The following is a 17,655-nucleotide window of genomic DNA, read 5'->3' on the forward strand; positions in this document are numbered from 1 at the left end:
CTTTCAGATGAGTCGGGCGTAGCGGGGGGTGAGGCCGATGGACCCGCCGCCGCCGAACTTCCCGCCGGTCGTGGCGCCGGCCGTGCGGCGAACTTGGATGCGGATCTTCACCTCGGAGGCGCTGAGGTACGGGCGGAGGTCGATCACCTGCGACGCCTGCTGGTAGGAAAAAGTGGCGGTGACGGTGCCGCTCGCCACGACGGTGCTCACGCCGGCCGCGTCGAAAATCACCTGCCACTCACCGCCCGTATTTACGGCTGACACCTGGTCGCCGAGGAGCAGCAGCGCCAGGGACAGCGACCCGGTGCGCGGAGCGAACACCGTCTCCAGGACCGTGGTGAAACTCGTCGCGTCGTCGAACACCATGCCCCGCAGCGACGAGGCGTAGAACGGCAGCTCGTCCCGCTCCCACCCGGTCCGGCGCAGCGCGGCCACCTGCTCCTCCAGCACCGCGAGGCGCTCCAGCAGGTTGGGTGTCGTGGCGTGCTTGGGCATCAGGCCACCACGCAGTTCAGGCGCACGCGCTCGGGGCCGTGCTGCGCGGTGTTCTCGATGCTGACGATCCGCAGCACCGCGCTCTTGCCCTGCGGCATGCGGGGCTCGGGGTCGATGGCGAACAGGGCCTCGTCGCCCACCGAGTACGAGCCGAATGCCGGGTCGGCGTCGGCCTCCACGGTGAACGACGGCTGCACCTGCGATTGGGCGCGGGCGCGCAAATCAGAGTTCGTGAGCGACTGAAGCTGCGCCACCTCGACAACCCCGTCGTACTTGGTCACGGCCTCCAGCAGCGGCCACCCGGAGGCGAGGAGGTCGGCATCCTGCGTAACGACCTGGAGCGTCGCCTCACCGGAACCGGCGCCGATGCCGCTCATCTCCGTCGCGAGCGCGGTGCCGTCCTCGGGCCATGTGTAGTCGATGATCGACCCGTGGCCGCCGCCCTTGGAGAACACGAGGCCGGACTGGTCGGCGGTGCGGCCGCGTCGGGGGAAGTACGCCTTCGCGCGGCGGTAGCGGGTCGGGGCCTGGTTGTTCGCGGACGATGTCCACCCGACCTCAATGCCGAAGTCGAACCCGTCCTCGGCCGCCGCGAGTTCGCTGATCGCCTTGTAGATCTCCGTCCGCTCCCACCCGTAGTACGTGGCCACCCGCTCGATGCCGTGCGGGGGGTAGGCGAGTGCGTTGATGTCGACGCGGATGTCCCCGCCAGGCTGGCCATGCGCGTACCGCATGAGGGACCAGAACAGGTACTTCTGGTCGGCCCACAGGCGCTGGCCGTTGGGGATCAGGTCGGCGTCGAGGAGTAGGGACGAATCGGTGGAGAGCGTCTGCTTGATGTACCTGTGCTGGTAGTACGACAGGAACTCGCTGGCCTGGATGTCCTTCCCGCCCGGCGCCGGGTCGCGGGTCCACACGATGCCGCCCCACACGATGACGCCGTCCCGGTCCACGTACAGGGCGGTGCGTGCCGGCGTCGAGGCGGTATCTGGGTCCAGCGGCAGCGTCTCGTCGGCGTACGGGATGTGCGCGCGAAGGGTGCCGATGCCGTTCAGCTCGGTGCCGTACGTGACGTCCTTCAGTGGCAGCTCGGCGAGGAGCGTGTCCGTGAGCAGGTCGCAGAACAGGTACGTATACGTGTGCTCGACGCTCGTCTGCGCCCCGAGGAGGCTGCTTCCGGCAAGGTCCATGTCAGGCCCGCCTCGTCAGCTTCATCCACGAGAACCCGTACAGGGTCAGGGTGGGGATAGCGCTGGGGCCGCTCTTGCCCCACGAAAGGGCGTACGTGCCCGCGTTGGTAGTGACGACGAGGCCGCGGAGCAGGATGCCGAGAGCGTCGGTGGCGGAGAGGGTGGAGCCGTAGGTGCGGGCCGCGTCTACGTTGGTGGTGACGGTGCGGACGTCGCCGTCGGTCGTGGTGGCGGAGGCGCCCTGGCCGAGGCCCATCCACCGGCCGGTCGCCCCAGTCGGGACGGTGAAGTCGATGACGATGTCGTGGTCTACGTGGTCGGTGGTCTTGGAGTAGAGCATCCCCTCCATCTCGTAGACGGCATTGGCCTCCAGGGTGAAGGTCAGGTGCGGGTCGTCGACCATGAACGGCGAGGTGCGGTCGGTGTCGACACCCTTGTACTTGAAGATCGCTTTGCCGATGGTGCTCGCGCCGGCGGAGTCGAGCAGGGCGGCCGTGGTTCCGTCGGACTTGCCGTAGACGAACTTGTCGAGGTTCGTCTGGTAGAACACCTGGCCGGGGTGGGGGCGGTTCGGGGTGCTCGACGACGACACGGGCACGATGCCGCCGGCCGCCACGGAGAACTGCCGGACGTCGGTGATGTTTCCCGTGGCCACCGACGTCTGTGACGGGCCGATCGCCAGGTCTGCGAGGATCTGCGAGTTCGGGGGCAGCGACGGGCGGACAGCCGCACCAGCCGAGGCGGCGTACGCCCCTTGGATGATCTCCAGTCGCCACTCGGACACGGCCCCGGCGGTCTCGGCGTCGTAGACGCTCGCGATCACGCAGTCCTTGCGGTACTGCCCGGCGCCGCCGGCGGGTGCGACGGTCAACACGACGTCGGCGTCGTTGGCGCAGATGTACGTGCCCTTGCCGCCGGTGTCGCGGTTGTCGATGAACGCGAACCCGCCGGACACGATCACGGTCATGTTCGGGGTGGCCGCCGCCCGCACCCGCATCTGCTGCTGCTGATACGACGGCTTGATGCCCTGCCGGATGCGCATCGGCGTTGCCTCGTCGGCGAGGAAACCGGGGTAGGCGAGCAGCCCAGTGAGCGCCAGCCGGTCGTTCTGCGCCGGGTACGACCCGGCCTGCATCCACGCCGGGGGATTGATCACAGCCACGGGGTGGCCTCCTTCTCTACAGGCTGGTGTCGCGCCAGGTGACAGTCAGCAGGGACGGTTGGCCAGAGCCGCCGGGCAGCGCACTGCCCCGGTAGGCGATCTCGTTGGAGCCGGGCATGATGAGCGGCCACGCGGACCCCGCGCGCACCCACGAGCGGCGGGGGCTGGTGCCCATGAGGAGCACCGCCCGGGTGCGGGTGTCGATGGTGAGGAACTGGCCCTCTTGCACCGTGGCGTCGATGACGAGCGTCGAGCCGGTGTTGACCTGCTCGACGCTGGGGTTCGCGACCGGGCCGTCCACGCGCAGCACGGGGTAGGCCGGTGCCGTTCCTGCGTTGACCAGGGTCAGGCGGCCGGACGTGCCGGCCGGGCCGTACGAGCGCGGATGCACCAGCGGGTACGTACGACCGGCCGACGGGCTGTACATCGTCGTGGAGGCGGTGTGCTCCTCCAGCCCATACAAATGCGGGTCGGCGCAGTAGATCTCCAGGGCGGCCGTGCCGGTGCGCCACAGGTGCTCGGCGTCGTACGGGACGTGGCGCTTGCGCACCTTGCCGTAGACGAGGGTGTCCTGGTCGAGGAACGCCAACGGTTGCGGCTGGCGCTGCGGCTGCGTCGCCGCGCGCAGGGCGAGGGTGAGGGCGCGCAGTTCGTCGGGAGTGTCGCCGCGCAGGCCGAGACCAATCTGGATGACCCGCGCTCCCGCGTAGTCGGGGCCGGTGTAATCGCCGTGCTGGCCGGGGCGGTCGACGTCCTCGGCCCGGATGTCGGGCAGGTCGTCGAGGCCCTCGATCGCGGTGACGTGGTACCGGTCGCCGGGGCCGAACGTCAGGTTGCCCCACTGGATGCGGCCGAGTCGCTGCTGTGCCACGGGTCATCGCCTCCCTACGAGGCCGCGCCACGACAGGGCGCGGAGAATGCCGTCGGGGGTGGCGTCGCCGCCGGTGAGGTGGAACGTGTTGTACGTGTCGCCTCGCCCGCCGGGTGCGGTGCCCGCGTACGCGGCGGTGAGCGCACCGGCCTGCGGCACGGTGGTCAGGGCCTGGTCGACCGCGCGGGCAGCGGTCAGGGCGGACGTGGCGACGCGGGTCGCTGCGTCCCGGACGCGGCCGCGGGTGGAGAGCAGACCTTGCGAGAGGCCGATGCCGTCCATGACGCCGATGTCTGCGAACGCCCTCGATGGCGACCGCGTCTTGTGGACCTTCTTGACCGCGTCGAGCATGCCGCGGGCGATCCGCTGCATCAGCCGCTCGATCGCCTTCTCCTGCGACTTGAGCCCCTTCACGAGGCCCTGCGCCGCCCGGATACCCGCCCCGTACAGGGCATCGCCGACCGTGGCGCCGGTCTTCTTGGCCGACGCGGCGAGCTGCGCCTGGAGGTCGTTGATGCGCTTGATCTCGGCAGGGGTCGCACGGGCAAGCGCGGCCGCCGTCGCGCCGCCGCCGCCCACCCCCGCCTCACCGATCTGCTCAAGCAGGTCGCTACGGATGCCTTTCTTCCGCAGCTTGGCGATGTTGTCGCCGAACTCCTTGGCCTTCTTGACTGCCTGCTGGAGCCCGACCGTGATGGCGCCGACGCTGTTGATGTCGGCGTGGCCGGTGGTGATGTTGCCCTCGCCGAGGATGCCGCTGCTGATGTCGCTGGCGACCTTGTCGCGCTCCTTGACGAGGTCGGCGAGTTTCTTCTGCGCGGCGGCGAGGCGCTTGATGCTGTGCTCTCGCTGAGTGATCAGCCTGTCCAGGCGTGCGGTGCCCGCCGCGAGGGTCTTTCCGATGCCGCGGCGCACGTTGTCCGGCAGCGCGGCGGTGAGGCTCTTCAGGCGGGTGCGGAGTTTCGCCGTCGTCTCGTTGATGCCCCGGATGAATCCCTCGATCAGCCACCGGCCGGCGGGGGTGAGGATGCGCGCGTCCTTGCGGCGCGGGCCTTTCCAGTCGGGCAATTTGTTGGTGAGCGAGTTGAGGATGCCCTGCACGGACGGGATGCGGGACTGGATGCCGTCGATCAGCCCCTGGATCAGAGAGGCGCCGGCCCCGGCCAGGACGCCGCCGAGGTCGCCGAGCCCGGAGCGGATGGCGCCGGGAAGTTCGGCGATCTTCGCTGCGGCCCTAGACCGCAGTTCGATCATCTTCTGTACGAAGTCGTCCCGGAGTTGGCTTGCCTTGTCGACGGCGGCCTGGCGCAGTTGCGCGAGCTGCTCCCCCGCTTTGATCTTGATCTGTGTCCAGACCTCGCTCAGCTTGCTCCGCAGCTTTTCGCCCAGCTCCATCATCCGTTGGGCTGCTGATCCGAAGTCGCCGCGCATGATGTCGGCGAGGATGCGGACGGACGGGACGATGAACTCGCGGACGAGCGTGGCCAGTCCGGACAGGCTGGCGGACAGGACGCCTGCGAGGAAGGTCGCTACCTCCGTGATGATCGGCATCAGCTCGACGGCGAGGGCGCTGGTTAGCTTGAACCACTCGGCGATCAAGGGGGCTAGTTCGACGAGGAGTTCGCCGACTGCGGTCGCCAGTTCGACCAGGCCGGGAGTGAGTTCGGCGAGGGTTTCGGCCAGCAACGGGAAGAGATCTTCGGCCAGTTGAACGAAGGGGATGAGTAGCGCTTCGACGATGGGGCCTAGGGCGGCGAGCAGGGGCGTTAGGACTGCGCCGAGCGTTTCTGCGAACATTTGTACGAATGGCGTGGCCGCTACAAAGATCTTGCCCAAAGCGTCAAAAAGCGGGATCAAAGAGGGCAGAAGGGCGGCGGCGAGTTCACCCGCCAGAGTGAGCAACGGCGACGCGGCGACGATCAAGTCACCGAACGCGCCCGCCGCCGAAACCAGCACGGGGCCCAGCTCCGCGAGAATCGGCGACAGAGCATCACCCAAAGCGGCGACCAAAATCTGAACTGGAGGACCCAGCTCGGCGAGCACAGGACCGAGCACCTGGAGGGCCTGGCCGAGCAGCGGACCTGCGGTCTCACCGACCGTGGCCATCACGTCGAACAAGGCGCGCAGCCCCGCCTGTACCTCGTCGGTCGCGGCGACGCGGGCGATTTCTGACGTGATGCTCTTGAGCACGCCGAGCATGCCGCCGCCGGACGCCTCGGCCGCCCCGAACACGCTGCCGAAAATGGAGCCGACGTCACCGAGGATTGAGAACAACTCACCGAGCAGGTCAACAGCCTGCTCGACGGCGCGCTCCATCGCCCCGGACTCGAACGCCGTGGTCATCTTGGCCGCGAGCTTGTCGAAAGCGCCGCCGCCGGCTTCCGCGAGGCGCTGGAACGTCGGCGCGGCGGCGGCCGAGATCTGGCCGAGCCCGGTGACGATCTGACCGGGCACCCGTTGGAACGCCTTCAGCCCGCCCGTTGCGCCCTTGAGGGCGGTGCCGAGGGTGCCCTCGGTGGAGAGATCGCGGGCTGCGGTGAGGACGCCGCGGCCCATCGTGTTCAGGGTTCCGGCGGTGTCCATCAGCGCGCGGCGCAGGACGGGCAGCGTCGCCTCACCCGTGGCCTTGAGCTGGGCGTCCAGCCCGGCGAACACGCGGTCCTGCACGCTCTTGCGGAGCGCGTCGAGGGCGGGCTGCGCCTGACGGATGACCTCGACGAACGCCCGTGCGTTCGGGCTGAGCTTCTCCAGGGCCTCGGCGTACGCGGCCGGGTCGCTCGGGTCGAGCGCCGCCGTGACCGCGTCCCCAACGCCGACCATCGCCAATTTGAACGTGCCGGAGGCGAGTTGCAGCGCGAGCATCGCGGACACGCCCAATGCGGCGGCCGGTGCGATCTGCGCCAGCGTCGCGACCAGCCCGGCCACCAGCGGCAGCAGTGAACCAATCGCGGCCCCCGCCACAGCGAACGGGGCGGCCAGTCGGGCCAGGCCGCCCAGCATGCCGACGACGCGGCCGAGCCCGTTCGTGAGCCGGTCCGTGTCGATGCTGCCGAGCGCGGCGCCGATCCGGCCGGTGACCCCGCCGAGGCGTCCGCCCAATCCGTCCATGCGGTCGTTCGCGTCGCGCACGAGTCGGCTGATCTGCCGGCGGGTCACGGCCTGTGCGAACCGCAGGCCCTCGACGAGGCCGGACAAGTCCAGGCTTACGCGTCCGGTGAGATCCGGGTCATCGGCCACAGGTGGTCACCTCCTTTCAGGTGCGGCGCATGGAGGCGAATCCGAGGAGGGACGCGCCGTCGGCAGGCTCGGGGGATGCAGGCCCGGCGCTGGAGGCTGAGGCGTGGCGGTGCTGGTCAGCCAGGGCGAGGAGCTGCGCGAGGGTCAGCTCCCAGAAGGCGGCGTCTGTGCGGCCGAGGGGGACGGTGCCGAGGTAGTAGAGCTCGCCCCACGGAAGGTGTCCGGGACGGTCAGCTCCACGTCGGTGTATGGCCCCGCCGGGGCCTCCGCTTCCCCCTTGGGGAACGCCTCCTCGAACGCGGTCGTCATGGCGTCGACGAGCTGCTCGAAGTCGCGGAAGTCGAGCAGGTCGCCCAGCTCGCGCCGGTCGGACTGGCGGACGTACCGGACAGCGGTGATCTCCCGTACGTCGCGGCTGGTCTTGCGGCCGTCGGGAGTTTCCTCGCGCACGGTGGTGACGCGCTCCGTGATGTGCGGGACGAACCCGCCGCTGCCGGTGAGCCCGGCGCCGATCAGCTCCAGCACGGGGCCGATCATGACGCCCGACATGCTCTTGCCGTCGATGTTGCCGAACACGTTGAGGATGCCGTCGATGCCGCCGTGCCGCTGCTCCAGGAGGGCAATGGCGCCGAGGCTGTAGCGGAGGCGGGCAGTGGTGCCGTCGGCGAAGCGGACTTCCTTGCCGAGGGCGGTGAGCGGTGCAGCAGTGGTCACGGTCTACTCCGAGTGTCAGTGCCGGGTTTCGGCCTGCGGGTGGTGGAGATGTGGCCGGGCGGGCGGCGGAGCGAGGCGCGGCCCGCCCGGTGCTTACGGGGTGGCGGCGGTCGGGATGGCGACGGCGGTCTCGTTGATCTCGACGGACATCCACTCGCCGGTGCTGATGAGCGGCACGGCCCTGGCCTCGTTCTCGATCGTGCGGTAGTCCTCCTCCGCCAGGCCGAGGCCGGGGAAGCTGCTCATCACGCACTTGAAGAGGGTGAAGTGGACGTCGCCCGCGGTCTGGTCGGAGCCGCCCGTCGGCGTCTTCCCGACGATCTTGTACGGGAGGGGGCGGGCCCCCTGCTCCAACACCCACTTGCTCTTCTGCGCCGGGGTGGTTCCGGAGTCCGTGACGTTGCTGTCGACGAGGGCCGCGAGCACGTCGAGGGAGAGCTTGGCGTGCGGGTAGGACACGGTCACGTTGGTGAGCGACGAGTCGGAGTCGAGCAGGCCGTTATCGCCCCTCAGTTCCTTTACCTCGACGTCGCCGGTGATCTCCATGGACTTGATGCCAGGCACGTCGATGCCCTCGCCGTACGACGGGGACCCGCCCGCCGGGTCAGAGAGGAGGGGGAAGATCTTCGCGTCCTCGACGGCGTACAGCTTGGTGACTCGGGAGATCGGCATGGTGGGTTCCTTCCTGGTGCCGGGGTTCGGCCCGGACGGCGGTGGCTACGGCAGGTCAGCGGACAGGGCAGCAGTGCTGGTGTGCGGGTCGATCGGCGGTGAGCCCTCGTCGAGCGGCGGCGGGACCTCCAGCACGGAGCCCGGCACCAGCGCGGCGAGGGCCTCGTCGACAGGGCCGGCGTCCTGCGGCGGGATGACGCTGTCGACCAGCCACCAGGTGACGCCGGGCTGTCCCTCGCGCTCGTAGATGCAGACCGCGCCGTCGGTGACCGCCTCCGAGGCGGGGACGCGCAGGAGAGCGGCGTCACGGGCGGGCGGCCAGCAGGGGCCGAGGTTGGAGATCACCGCGTCGCGGGGCACGGGGACGTAGACGACGGTCATGCGGGGACCACCTCGGAGAGCAGGAGCGTGCGGTGAATGGCGACGGTGATGGACGTGCGCGTCTGGTTGTCCTTGATGGGGAACCGGTCGATATCGACGACGCGAACGGCGGTGACCTTGGCCGGGTGAGCGGGTAGGCCGTGGCCGTGCAGCGCGTGCGCGAAAGCCTCGGCGAGGCCGTACCGTTCGGTGTTCTTCGCGGTGGCCGCACCGGTCTTGGCGCGGGCGGACTGGACGATGTCGACGGTCGCCGTCTCCACGATGTGCAGCTCGGTGGCGGGGTCGCCGAAGTCGCCGTTGCCGGCGGTGTCCATGCTGATGCTGAGGGCCTCAGTGATGACGCCGAACGGCGTCTCCTGTCCGGGGCGGGCGCCGTCGCGGAAGAACGGCACGCTGGTGCCGAGGGATTCAAGGCGGGCCTTAAGCGCACCCGACGTGGTGGCAGCCATCACGCCTCCGTCCACTGGCCGTTGCGAACCCAGCCGTGCAGCCCGCAGCAGGACCACAGCAGGGACGGTTCGAGGTGAAGCGGATCAGGGGAGACCAGGGTGTGCGCCCCGGTGCCAGCCGCTACCCAGCTCCCATGCACGGTGGCGTCCTCGGGCACATCGGCCAGGGCGGCGCACCAGTGCCAGAACATGGGGTTCGCCTCGGTGGTCAGCCACCCGAAGTAGATGTCATCGGTAAGCCTGGTGAGCCCGACCATTTCCAGGCCCGGCCAGTCCGCAGGTGGAGTGTCGCGGTCGTGACTCATCAGCGGGCCCTCCGTCCGGCACGGGCCAGCTCCTCGCGGAGCCACGTCTCAGCCATGGCGATAGCCGGGGCCAAGAACGGGTGCGGGGCGGTGCCGGGGTGGTCGACGTACGCCACGGGGTGCGCGGCACCAGGCCAGTACAGGGCACGTGTGCGGCGGGGGTAGATGCGGTGCGGAGCGGTGCCGTACTCGACGTGCTCGGCGTAGTTCACGTTCGTGCCGACGGTCACGGTGTACGTACGGCCGCGGTCCTCGACGCTGTGCACGATGCTGGAGCGCAGCCGCCCGGTGTCGACCGGGGCCCTGCGCCTCGCCTCGTTCTGGACGCGGACCCCCGTGCGGCGGGTGGCTTCCTTGGACTCGGTGGAGAGGCGGCCGACCCATCGGCGGAGTCCCCGCTCGAAGGTGCGGGCGTCCATGCTGAAGCTGCCAGAGACGGCCATCAGATGCCGCCGATCATCGGTACGCCGTGGTTCAGGTAGTCGACGAGGAGGGCGTCTACCTGCGTCGATCCGGTCGACGGCGACGGGACGACGGGCGTCGTCTCTTCCTCGGTGATGGCGACGTTGTTGCCCTCGTCGTCCACCTGGAGGCTGGCGTCTGCTGCCGAGTCGGCGTCGGACGGGGCGGCCTGCGCCTGCATGTGCGCGGCGAGCAGGGCGCACGCCTGTGTGACCAGGTACGGCACGGTGGCATACCCGAACTCCCCAATCACGCGCGCCTGCTCCATCCCCCAGCGCTGGAACAGTCCGCGCCACCCGCCGTTGTACGACTCGGCCCCGGCGATCAGGTCGTTGTACCCGTGCCAGTGCAGACGCACCGCGTCGATGCCGCCGAGCACGTCAGACGACGTGACCCGCCATGCGGACGACGGGAGTGACGGGGCGTCGCCGCCGTCGACGACGGGCTCCACCGTGGTGACCGTGCGGACGCGGCGCGGGAGGATCACCAGTCCATCCGGCGCCACGTCCGCCACCACCACCAGGGGAGTGGGCTCGAAGAGCTGCTGCGTGTACGACGTGATCCGCTCCGTGGCAGCCGTGATCCACGCGGACACCTCGGCGTCGGTGCCGGTCGCCCCCGCGTCTCGGGCCTGCGCCACAGAGCAGTACGCCATGGGTCAGCCCTGGCCGTTCTCGTCGGACTGCTCGGCCTCGGCCGCTTCCAGCTCGCGCTTGACGCCCTGCGTGACCAGACCGCCCTTGACGACGATCTGCCGGGCGTAACCGCCGGGGTGGGAGTGGACGACCGGGCCGACCGGGGTACTCATGCCTTCCCCGCCGAGCGCGCGGAAGGCGTCCTGCGGTGCGGTCTGGCCGATCTCCCAGCCGGTGCCGGCGTCGTACTCCTGCGTGCGGACAACAGCCGGGTTGGGCTGCTCCTCGGGTGTCTCGTCGGGCTTGGTACGTGCGGCCATCTCTGGCCTCCTCACGGTGTCGTGGTGGGTGGGGCCAGGGATCAGGTCGCGGCAGCGAACGTGATCTTCACGAAGGCGGCGGGCGTGTGCACGGCAACGTTCGCCCTGCGCTCGGCGAGGACGACCAGCGTGTTCGCGGTGAAGAAATCGGCGTGCGAGTCGGTCATGAGGATCGTGATCCCCTGCCGCTCCCACAGCGTCGCGCCGGTGCGGAACCCACCGAGGAGCGCGGTGCCGGCGGTCATCGCCACGGTGGTGACGACGGTCAGACCCCACAGGCGGGTCGGGGCTCCGGGGTCGGTCACGTTGGCGATCACGCGGAACTGGCCGTTGTTGTCCTCGTCCAGCTCAATGTCTTGCCAGTCGAGCGGGTTCATCACGATGGCCGTCGGCGGGTACAGGGCCAGCTCGCCCTGTGTCTTCGCCTTGCGGACCGTGATGAGCTTGACGTCGGTGTTGCCTACGCCGGGCTGGTAGGTGCCGATGCCGGGCGTGGTGAGGATGCCCTGCATCTCGGTGGTGCCGTTGCCGGTGAGGATCTCGCGATCCATCTTGTACTCAAGGCCGTACGTGAGGCGGCCGTTGATGTAGCCCATGAGCTGGGCGTTGTCGTCGGCGGCCTGCCTCGTGATGGGCACCCAGTGGGCGACCGTCTTGAGCGTGGTCGTGATCGTGTCGAAGACGAACGGCCCCGACTTGGGCTTGTCTGCACCTTCAGCGACGACCGCGGCCTTGTTCCACGTCGACAGCGGGCCGGACACATCCCGCATGTACTCCAGCGTGGTGCCGTCCGAGGACTGCCGGTCGAGGAGGCCCGCGACCATGAGGGGGAAGTCGGGGTTCTGGGGGATGATCCCCGGAACCCTGGTGTTCTGCTGCGGCTGCGTGCCCGTGGTGACGGTGCCGGCCGGGGCAGCGCGGTGGTCGACGCTGAACTGCCCGCGCTTGCCGTTGGCTCGGAAGTTCTCCAGCGCGGCGGAGCGGATGAACGCCTCGGCCACAGTGACCGGGTGGGCGTTGCCCTGGTCGTCGGGCTGCATGCCCGGTGCCTGTCGCTGGCCGGGGTTGGGCTGCGGGTCACCGGCGGGGAGGTTCGCGGCTCGCAGCGAGCGGAGGCGTGCGTCGCGCTGGTTGGCCTGCTCGATCTTCGCGGCGATGTCGTCGGCGCGCTGGAGCAGCTCGTCGATGTCGCCGTCGTAGTTCTGGTCAGCGAGGAGCGCGGCGACCTCGTCGCGCTGCTCGGTAAGGGTCGGGGCCCCGCCCTTGATGGGGTAGATCGGTCGTCCGTCGCGGCGGCGACCGATGGGGCGGATCTTCGCGAAGTTGCTCACCGCGAGTCCTTTCGGTCCGTGGACGGCGCGCAGCCGCCCAGAGTTCTGGGGGTCTGCGTCCGTCTTTCACGGCCGGTGGATCGCGCCCGGCGTGCACTGGGCTTTCACGTCCGGTCAGTGCGGCCCGGATGGGGCGAGGGTAGATCGAATCCGTGGGGCGTGTTTCTGGGGGCTGCAATGTGCGACGACGGGCGTCTGCCTGCGTCGTCGCACATCGGTCACGGGGCGGTGATCGTGGTCAGGCGCAGCAGGGCCGCGCGTCGCTGCCGTTCCTGCTGCTTGCGGGCGGCGGTGGCCTGCTGCTCCTGCTCGGCCTGCTCGTCGAGGGTGGGCGCCTGGACGTCCTCGTAGAGGTCGCCGAGCGCGGACCGTACGGTCTTCAGCTTCGAGCCGGGCACGGCCGCCATGCGCGCCGTGATCTGGGAAACCTCCACCAGGCGGGCTGAGCGGATGTTGTCGAGCACGTCGGCGCGCTCCTCGTCGCCCATCTCCGCGAGCTTCTCCCACGGCGGCAGGTCCGTACGGACGAACCCGACGGACAGCTCGGGTGCGCTCCCGGACCTGGCCCGCGCGCGGGCGTCGCGGCCAGCCACGGTGTCGTCATAGCGGCCCGCGATGTAGAGGTGGTCCGGCCGCTCCTCCGCGCGGAAGGTACCGATCGGCTCGTACGGGCTGTGCATCCACAGGTAGGCGTAGTCCCGTTTGTCGATGCCGCGCCGGAACACGCCGGGGTGGAACGTCGTGCCGTACGAATCCTTCTTGCCGTACCGGCAGGCGTACCCCTCGAACGTGCCATCGTCGCCCTCGCCAACGCGCCACTCGATGTCCTCCAGGGACCTGAACTCCAGCTCCATCACTGGTCACCCTTCTTCAGTGCGTGCTCGGCGTACACCTCGGCCACGCCGGTAATGACGCCCTGGTGTGAGGGGGACAGGCGCGGCGCGTACCGGTACACGGCGCGGCCCTGCTTGTCCGTGCCGTCGTACTCGTAGACCACCGCGCCACGCCCGAACGTCATGTGAGCGGGCAGGCCGCCGTCGGCGTCGGGGCGGACGACGATGTCCTGCTTGCCGTCGAACGGGCCGCGCCGTACCTCCTTGAACGGCACGCCGGGCGGGCAGTACGCGCCCTTGTACTGGGCGTGCCCGGCGGGCTGGAGGATCACGGGGACCTCGCCCCGCAGCAGAGTCGCCATCGTCAGTTCTCCTCGAACTCGTAGGTGAGGGCGCATCGGCACTGGATGCTCTGGTTGGCGGGCGCGGCGGAGTCCGCCGGCCACCTGCTCTCGGTGAGCGCGAACTTTTTGTTCAGCGCCACGGTGGAGCCCTGCGCCGCCCGGTGCGTGGCGCGGGTCCGGGTGTCGTCCGTGCTGAGCCACGTCTTGCGCACGGCCCCGGCGTCGAGGGCGGCCAGGTGCGAGGCGGCGGAGTAGCCGCCGACGGTCTCGGTGCGGGCGATCATCGTCGCCCGGTAGTCGGACAGGTTCGTGAACACCTGCTGGAGCCTCGCGCGTAGCTCCGGGATCGACTCGCCCTCGGCCACCCCGTGCGCGAGGAGCTGGGAGCGGAGTACCTGCTCCGTCGTCGCGGTCACCTGCCCGGCCAGCTCGTCGATCCGGTCGCGGAGGGCGCGGGCCACGTCCGGCTCGTCCAGGTCGAAGCTGCCGGTGATGGACACGCCGCCGCGCCGCCATGCCCGCTCGACGAACGGGCGCAGCACCTCCGCCGTACGGCGCCGCCAGTACCGGGGGTCGAAGATCTCGCGGGCCTTGATGCGCTCCTCCCATCCTTCCGGCCCGGTCGCGATATCCATGTCCGTGGCGCGGGCGGCCGGCACGACGTCAAGGTCCGGCGGGGCCAGGGTGAGCGTCTGCTCGCGGGCGAGGGCGCACGCCTCGGTGCGCACCTCCGTGAGCCACTCCTCGGAGCGCTGGGGCTTTTTCATCAGCCGGTCGAAGTCGCGGAGCACCCGCTCCCGCTGCTCGCGCGCGAGGGCCCGTACCGCGGCGCGGCCTGCCTGCTCCAGCTCGTCATAGGCCCGGTTGATCTCGGCGAGCGACGGCGGCGACGGGGTGTCGTCCGCACGCGTGAGCTCCAGACGACGGGGCGTCGTCGGGGCGTTGACCTGCGTCGGGGCTCCGCCGAGGATGCGAGCCAGCGCCGACTCGACGGCCCGTTCGACGACGGGCCCAACGTCCGGCGACGACGGCAGCAGACGGGAGAAGTCGGCGTCCCACGACCGGGCCTCGTCCCCACCGGCCGCTCCCTGCACCGGGGCGAACTGGGAGCGGTACGGGGTGAGAGTGTGCTGGCCGATCCCGTTCGGTAGCGGGTCGTACCCGAGGACGGCGCGGGCCTCGTCGACAGTGGTGATGTCCGCGTACATCGACGCGCGGGCCCGGTTGGCCTTGGAGTCCTCGGCCTCCTGGAGGGCCTCCACGTCGGACAGGTCGAACTCGGCCTCCTCGGTGTCGGAGGGGAGGAGGACGCGGTCGATTTCCGAGCCGATGATCTCCAGCTTCGGTTTGATCGTCTGCGACCACAGACCGGCCATGGCCGCGGTCTGGTTCTCGTACGTGCTGCCACCGGTGAGGACGTCCCGGCGGACACCGAACGCCATCATGACCTCGTCCGCATTGGCCATGCGGGATTCGAGGTAGTCCATCTCCTCCGCGGTCAGCCCGATCCGGGCGTAGCTGATCGGAGTCCCGCCACCAGGGGGTGAGGCCACGAGCAGGTTCTTGCCCGCGTTGGCCGGCCCCTGCATGCTGCTGCGCCACGATGCCTTGGCCGCAGCGAATGCACTCTCGTCCATCTGGCCGAGGTAGACGACGCCCGTCGGCGACGCCCCGTTGGCGTAGCTGGAGCGCTGCCACTCACGCGCGTACGCGTCCATGTCGACGGCGTGCCGTGCGGCTTTCCACGGGGCCAGGCAGCCGAGCGGGTCGAACGGGTGGGGGTAACGCAGCCACAGCATCTCTTCGGGCAGCACCGGGACTTGCTGCCCGTCGGCCCGCCGGATCATGAACCCGATCACGTTGGCCATCGTCGGCCGCTGCGCGATCGGCTTGTCGACAATGACGTCGACCTGGTCAAAGACGATGTGCGCCTCGCTCACCGGGCCGAGGCCGGTCTCCCCCCGGTCCAGCCACACAAAGCTCTGCCCGGCCAACTCGCCCTGCTGAAGGACCAGCGACTTGAAGACGCGCGCGGACATGAGCGGGTTCGGCCGCTTGTTGAACAGCATCGCGATCTCGTGGCCCTCGATCTCCGAGCCATCCGGCCGGCGCACCGCGAGCGGCACCGAGCTGCCGTTGTCGGCGATGGCAGCCACGCACCGGTAGGCCACAGCCGAGTTGGCGTAGCCGCGGGCCTCGGCGTCCAGGTCGATGGTGAGCGAGTGCTGGCCGCCGACCGATGCGACGGTGATCGGGCGCCGCTCCCGCAGGGTGTCCAGGCCGCCGCCGATGGCGCGCCGCCCGAACGCCACGTCCAACGCGTCCTTGATTCGTCCCACGTGATCCTCCTATGCGACCGCGGCGAGATTGCCCGCGGGCGCGAGCATGAGTTCAGTGAGGGCCCAGACCATGGCGTCGAGCCGGTCGGGGCTGTCGTCGCCCGGCACCCACGACACGAGCTGCTCCTCCAGCTCGGGCAGCGCCGTGACGACGTGCGCGGCAAGCTGGTCGAACACGGCGGCGACGGGCTCGGCCCTGGTCTGCTTGCCGCGGGTCGCGGTGACCGTGCGATAGGTGACCTTGTTGTCGATCTGCCGCAGCGTCGTCCCGATCCAGTCGCCGCCGTTGTTCACCTCGGCGATCACCGCGTCGGCCTTCCACGCGTGGTACGCCTGCGCTGCCTTGCGCATGCACTCCTCCGGGAACATGCGCCCCGACAGGTCATCGAGGACGTACCCGTGGCGGCGGGCGAACCCGTTGCGGTCGGGGATGTACGCCTGGCCGAGGCCGGCCACGATGATGCCCATCTCGTCGGACTCGTCGCCGCCCTTCGCTGCGGGGTCGATGGCGACGACGATGCGGACCATGGGCGGTGCGGCACCGACGCGGGTGGCGTCCAGGCGAGTGCGGGACCACAGTGCGCCCTCGATGTCCTCCAAGAGCTTGCCGTCCAGCTCTTGGGCTTCCATGCGGGTGCCGGCGTACTTGGCGATCAGTTTGTCTCGCTGCGCCTGCGGGAGGTGGTGGGCGTCGCGGGTGCGGCCGCGGGTGACGGTGACGTCCGCGCGGCGGGTCAGCTCGATCAGCTCGGTGCGCGGCTTCGGGGTGGTGGACGCGATGTAGTGGGGGTTCGGGCCGATGCGGAGACCCATCTCGGAGTGCGTGATGGCGGCGCCGAGGCGGCGCATAGCGGCGGCCTCCTCCATCCACACGAGGCACCGGTTACCGCCAGCGCGCAGGCGCTCGACGTCGTCGGGCGAGTGGGCGCCGAACAGCTTGGCCTCGGCACCACTCGGCCACCGGGCGAAGGTGCCGCCGGCCGTGGTGCGCAGCACGACGCGCGGGTCATGACCCTTCAGCCCGGACGGGCCGTTGACGCACGCCTCGACGGCGTCACCCTGCGTCGGGGCGACGATCGCCATGCGGTGCCCGCCCGGCACCCGCTCGTCGCAGGGCGGCCCGTTGACGTGGGCCACCATGTACCGGGCGCACCCGTCGGTCTTGCCCGTGCCGCGGCCGCCGAGCTGGAGCCACCACCCGAGCGTCTCGATCTCGTCGGGGGCGATCTGCCACGGGTACGGGGTCCACCGGTCCCACTTGCGCTGCCACAGCTTCGCCCGGAGCTTGGCCTCCAAGAGGTCCAGCTCGGCGTCGGTCATGGTGGCGAGGCGGGCGCGCAGGTCGGTGGTCACTGCTCGCCCAGCTCCTCGACGAGGGCCTCGATCGCGGCGGCGCGTTCGTCGGTGAGGCTGATGTCGCGCTTGACGGGGGCGTCCAGGCCAAGCAGCTTCGAGCGGCGCTCTTGGATTCGGAGCAGCCGGTCGATGGCCTGGAGGGTAGGGGCATCGTCGATCAGCGGCTCACCGCCGACATTGATGACCTTGCCGTTGGACACGGTGACGTGCTGCCGTTCCAGTACGCCCATGGCGGCCCGGTACATGTCGTCGAGCCGGTCCAGCTCCAGCGCGCGAAGGTCGTCACCGGCCTCACGGACGGTCGAGTCGAGGACGCGCTTGACGGCGTTGTATGCGTCGGCCCGGTGCTTGAACCCCAACTCGGCGGCAATGGCGGGGTAGGTCCAGCCCTTGGAGCGCAGGCGCGCGGCTTCGGCGTCGCGCTCGGCAGTGGTGAGGGCGCGGACGAACTGGCCGTCGCCTCCGTGTGGCCGGTCGTTGCTGCTCGCCATGGCGTACCTCCCTGTTGGGAAGGTACGGAAATCCGGCCGCGCCCGATCTTGGGGACTGCAATGTGCGC

At 70.0% G+C, this 17,655-nt stretch carries 19 protein-coding genes; all 19 read right to left on the reverse strand.

Features of this window, described 5'->3' with window-relative positions:
* Nucleotides 1-3 precede the first annotated feature (3 nt).
* The 19 genes from AC07FK_RS26930 to AC07FK_RS27020 all read right to left on the reverse strand — a co-directional run bounded on the left by AC07FK_RS26930 (nt 4) and on the right by AC07FK_RS27020 (nt 17,587).
* Nucleotides 4-495 carry a hypothetical protein gene (locus tag AC07FK_RS26930; RefSeq protein ID WP_479107528.1) on the reverse strand — a complete coding sequence of 164 codons (492 nt, stop codon included), beginning with the start codon at nt 493-495 and terminating at the stop codon, nt 4-6.
* Complete coding sequence (locus AC07FK_RS26935; RefSeq protein ID WP_479107529.1) at nt 495-1,685, reverse strand: hypothetical protein; 1,191 nt, start codon at nt 1,683-1,685, stop codon at nt 495-497. Before AC07FK_RS26935 ends, AC07FK_RS26930 begins: the two co-directional genes overlap by 1 nt.
* A gap of 1 nt (nt 1,686) precedes the next feature.
* A complete protein-coding gene (locus AC07FK_RS26940; protein ID WP_479107530.1) occupies nt 1,687-2,847 on the reverse strand; it encodes a hypothetical protein in 1,161 nt (386 codons plus the stop codon).
* A 16-nt stretch (nt 2,848-2,863) separates the two neighbouring features.
* Complete coding sequence (locus tag AC07FK_RS26945; protein WP_479107531.1) at nt 2,864-3,718, reverse strand: phage distal tail protein; 855 nt, start codon at nt 3,716-3,718, stop codon at nt 2,864-2,866.
* Between the two features lie 3 nt (nt 3,719-3,721).
* Complete coding sequence (locus tag AC07FK_RS26950; RefSeq protein ID WP_479107532.1) at nt 3,722-6,955, reverse strand: hypothetical protein; 3,234 nt, start codon at nt 6,953-6,955, stop codon at nt 3,722-3,724.
* A 144-nt stretch (nt 6,956-7,099) separates the two neighbouring features.
* Entirely contained in the window at nt 7,100-7,669 is a 570-nt protein-coding gene (locus tag AC07FK_RS26955) for a hypothetical protein (RefSeq protein ID WP_479107533.1), read from the reverse strand.
* Between the two features lie 93 nt (nt 7,670-7,762).
* Entirely contained in the window at nt 7,763-8,341 is a 579-nt protein-coding gene (locus tag AC07FK_RS26960) for a phage tail protein (protein ID WP_479107534.1), read from the reverse strand.
* A gap of 45 nt (nt 8,342-8,386) precedes the next feature.
* Nucleotides 8,387-8,722: a hypothetical protein gene (locus AC07FK_RS26965; protein WP_479107535.1), complete on the reverse strand. Its 336-nt coding sequence runs from the start codon at nt 8,720-8,722 to the stop codon at nt 8,387-8,389.
* Entirely contained in the window at nt 8,719-9,171 is a 453-nt protein-coding gene (locus tag AC07FK_RS26970; protein WP_479107536.1) for a hypothetical protein, read from the reverse strand. The genes AC07FK_RS26965 and AC07FK_RS26970 overlap by 4 nt, the downstream gene beginning before the upstream one ends.
* On the reverse strand, nt 9,171-9,476 hold the full coding sequence (locus tag AC07FK_RS26975) for a hypothetical protein (protein WP_479107537.1): 306 nt from the start codon (nt 9,474-9,476) through the stop codon (nt 9,171-9,173). The genes AC07FK_RS26970 and AC07FK_RS26975 overlap by 1 nt, the downstream gene beginning before the upstream one ends.
* Entirely contained in the window at nt 9,476-9,919 is a 444-nt protein-coding gene (locus AC07FK_RS26980) for an HK97-gp10 family putative phage morphogenesis protein (RefSeq protein ID WP_479107538.1), read from the reverse strand. The genes AC07FK_RS26975 and AC07FK_RS26980 overlap by 1 nt, the downstream gene beginning before the upstream one ends.
* Nucleotides 9,919-10,593: a hypothetical protein gene (locus AC07FK_RS26985; protein WP_479107540.1), complete on the reverse strand. Its 675-nt coding sequence runs from the start codon at nt 10,591-10,593 to the stop codon at nt 9,919-9,921. Before AC07FK_RS26985 ends, AC07FK_RS26980 begins: the two co-directional genes overlap by 1 nt.
* Before the next feature lie 3 nt (nt 10,594-10,596).
* A complete protein-coding gene (locus AC07FK_RS26990; RefSeq protein WP_479107541.1) occupies nt 10,597-10,893 on the reverse strand; it encodes a hypothetical protein in 297 nt (98 codons plus the stop codon).
* A 41-nt stretch (nt 10,894-10,934) separates the two neighbouring features.
* On the reverse strand, nt 10,935-12,224 hold the full coding sequence (locus tag AC07FK_RS26995; protein WP_479107542.1) for a phage major capsid protein: 1,290 nt from the start codon (nt 12,222-12,224) through the stop codon (nt 10,935-10,937).
* 218 nt (nt 12,225-12,442) lie between these two features.
* The gene (locus AC07FK_RS27000; protein ID WP_479107543.1) at nt 12,443-13,078 is read right to left on the reverse strand and encodes an HK97 family phage prohead protease; all 636 of its coding nucleotides are present in this window, start codon (nt 13,076-13,078) and stop codon (nt 12,443-12,445) included.
* Complete coding sequence (locus tag AC07FK_RS27005; protein WP_479107544.1) at nt 13,078-13,419, reverse strand: lipocalin/fatty acid-binding family protein; 342 nt, start codon at nt 13,417-13,419, stop codon at nt 13,078-13,080. The genes AC07FK_RS27000 and AC07FK_RS27005 overlap by 1 nt, the downstream gene beginning before the upstream one ends.
* Before the next feature lie 2 nt (nt 13,420-13,421).
* Nucleotides 13,422-15,740: a phage portal protein gene (locus AC07FK_RS27010; RefSeq protein WP_479107545.1), complete on the reverse strand. Its 2,319-nt coding sequence runs from the start codon at nt 15,738-15,740 to the stop codon at nt 13,422-13,424.
* A 9-nt stretch (nt 15,741-15,749) separates the two neighbouring features.
* Entirely contained in the window at nt 15,750-17,093 is a 1,344-nt protein-coding gene (locus AC07FK_RS27015; RefSeq protein WP_479107546.1) for a terminase large subunit domain-containing protein, read from the reverse strand.
* On the reverse strand, nt 17,090-17,587 hold the full coding sequence (locus AC07FK_RS27020; RefSeq protein WP_479107547.1) for a hypothetical protein: 498 nt from the start codon (nt 17,585-17,587) through the stop codon (nt 17,090-17,092). Before AC07FK_RS27020 ends, AC07FK_RS27015 begins: the two co-directional genes overlap by 4 nt.
* Nucleotides 17,588-17,655 lie beyond the last annotated feature (68 nt).

This window comes from Streptomyces sp. NPDC046122, assembly GCF_056429965.1.